This is a genomic window from Bifidobacterium jacchi (genome assembly GCF_009078285.1).
Lineage (GTDB): Bacteria > Actinomycetota > Actinomycetes > Actinomycetales > Bifidobacteriaceae > Bifidobacterium > Bifidobacterium jacchi.
This window is the reverse complement of sequence record NZ_RQSP01000005.1, coordinates 82,489-84,754: the sequence shown is the minus strand read 5'-3', so window position 1 is coordinate 84,754 and position 2,266 is coordinate 82,489. Positions and strand designations below refer to the sequence as shown.

General features: G+C 62.6%; 2 protein-coding genes. Both read right to left on the bottom strand.

What is annotated here, in order from left to right; genetic code table 11:
- Positions 1–32: 32 nt before the first annotated feature.
- On the bottom strand, positions 33–1,733 hold the full coding sequence (gene pgi, locus EHS19_RS02765; RefSeq protein ID WP_151916276.1) for a glucose-6-phosphate isomerase: 1,701 nt from the start codon (positions 1,731–1,733) through the stop codon (positions 33–35).
- 272 nt (positions 1,734–2,005) lie between these two features.
- Positions 2,006–2,266, bottom strand: a 261-nt coding sequence (locus tag EHS19_RS10995) for a hypothetical protein (RefSeq protein WP_206666306.1), incomplete at its 5' end; no start/stop codon positions are given.

Sequence of the window (2,266 nt, the reverse complement as noted above, 5' to 3'; positions counted from 1 at the left end):
AACCACGAGTCCTGAATGAAGCGGAGCGAAGATCAGAACTCGCGGTTCTCGCGATAGAACTTGATCAGGCTCTGCGTGGACGCATCCTGAGCGGCGAGCGCCTCGTCATCCTGGGAGATGGCCGGGGTGATCTGCTTGGCGAGCTGCTTGCCGAGCTCGACGCCCCACTGATCGTAGGAGTCCAGACCCCACACGGTGCCTTCGACGAAGGTGATGTGCTCGTACAGGGCGATGAGCTCGCCGAGCGAGAACGGGGTGAGGGCCACGCCGAAGATCGAGGTGGTCGGGCGGTTGCCGGAGAACACGCGGGCGGGAACGATCTCCTCCGGGGTACCTTCCGCACGGACCTCGTCGGCGGTCTTGCCGAACGCAAGGGCCTTGGTCTGCGCAAGGTAGTTGCCGAGGAACAGCTCGTGAACGTCCTGGTCGCCGTCCTTGGTCGGGTTCGGCGTGTTGACGAACGCGATGAAGTCAGCCGGGATGAGCTGGGTGCCCTGGTGGATCAGCTGGTAGAAGGCGTGCTGGCCGTTGGTGCCGGGCTCGCCCCAGAAGATCTCGCCGGTCTCGGAGGTGACCGGGGTGCCGTCCCAACGCACGGACTTGCCGTTGGACTCCATGGTCAGCTGCTGCAGGTAGGCCGGGAAGCGGTGCAGGTACTGGTCGTACGGCAGCACGGCGTGCGAGGCGACCTTGAAGAAGTTGCGGTACCACACGTTCAGGATGCCGAGCAGCACGACGACGTTCTTCTCGAACGGGGTGTTGGCGAAGTACTCGTCGATCTCGTGGAAGCCGTGCAGGAACTCCTCGAAGCGGGCCGGTCCGAAGACGACGGCGAGGGAGGTGCCGACGGCGGAGTCGACGGAGTAGCGGCCGCCGACCCAGTTCCAGAAGCCGAACGCGTTGGCCGGGTCGATGCCGAACTCCTCGACCTTCTCCAGGTTGGTGGAGACGGCGACGAAGTGCTTCTTGATGGCTTCGGCGCGCTGGGCGTCGTCGCCCTTGGCGATGGCGCCGTTGGCTTCGAGCTCTTCGAGCAGCCAGGTGCGGGCCTCGCGGGCGTTGGTCAGGGTCTCCAGCGTGGTGAAGGTCTTGGAGACGATGATGAACAGGGTGGTCTCCGGGTCGAGGCCCTTGGTCTTCTCAGCCAGATCGTTCGGGTCGATGTTGGAGATGTAGCGGGCGGAGATGCCGGCGTCCGCGTACGGCTTGAGGGCTTCGTACACCATGACGGGACCCAGATCGGAGCCACCGATGCCGATGTTGACGACGGTCTCGATCTTGCGGCCGGTGATGCCGGTCCACTTGCCGGAGCGCACGTCGTCGGCGAAGGCGTAGATCTTGTCGAGGGTCTCGCGCACGTCCTTGACGGTGTCCTGACCGTCGACGATGTACTTACCCTCATCCTCGACCGGGCGACGCAGCGCGGTGTGCAGCACGGCGCGATCCTCGGTGTTGTTGATGTGCACACCGGTGTACATGGCCTTGGTGCGCTCGTCGAGCTTGACGGCCTTGGCGAGATCGGCGAACAGCTGGAGCGTTTCCGGCTTGATGAGGTTCTTGGACAGGTCGAAGTGCAGATCGCCGGCGTCGAAGCTCAGACGCTCGACGCGCTCGGGATCCTCTGCGAACCAGCGCTTGAGGCTGATGCCCGCGTTCTGGAGCTCGTTGTAGTGCTTCTGCAGCGCGGCCCACTCGGGGGTCGCGGTTGCGTCAACCGGAGGATTGATGGCCATGGGTAAGGTCCTTTCATCATCACTGTGAAGCGATATCGTTCCGCACATGGCCTGCACCGAAGCGATCCGTCCGACGATGCCGAACGCCGCGCCGCATGCACGCCATAGGGAACCTATACCGGTTACTTCGCTTTTCAACGTACTCACAAAAGCGGACAAAACTGAACAAAAAACATAAAAAGTACACAACATGAACGGCAGGTGACGCGCCGCGTGCCTGTGCACCGCGTGCCGCCATCGTTTCGGGAACAACCTACTGGTCTGTCTCATAATCAGCCAAGAAGCGTTGGCACCGCTATGACGTTGCCGTAGAGCAGACAGCGGAGCTGTCTGTAGGCAACGTGCGAGCCGACCGGCGAGCCAGCAAACCGCGCGCGAAGCGCGTCCATAATTGCAGGACCGTTGCCGTGAAGCAAACAGCAGAGCTGTTTGTAGGCAACGTTGCTCGACGACAGTCGAGCCAGCAAACCGCGCGCGCAGCGCGTCCATAATTGCAGGACCGTTGCCGTAGAGCAAACAGCAGAGCTGTCTGT

What these genes read in the sequence shown, in the direction of transcription:
- pgi (WP_151916276.1), bottom strand. Translation starts at nt 1,733, where the DNA reads ATGGCCATCAATCCTCCGGTTGACGCAACCGCGACCCCCGAGTGGGCC.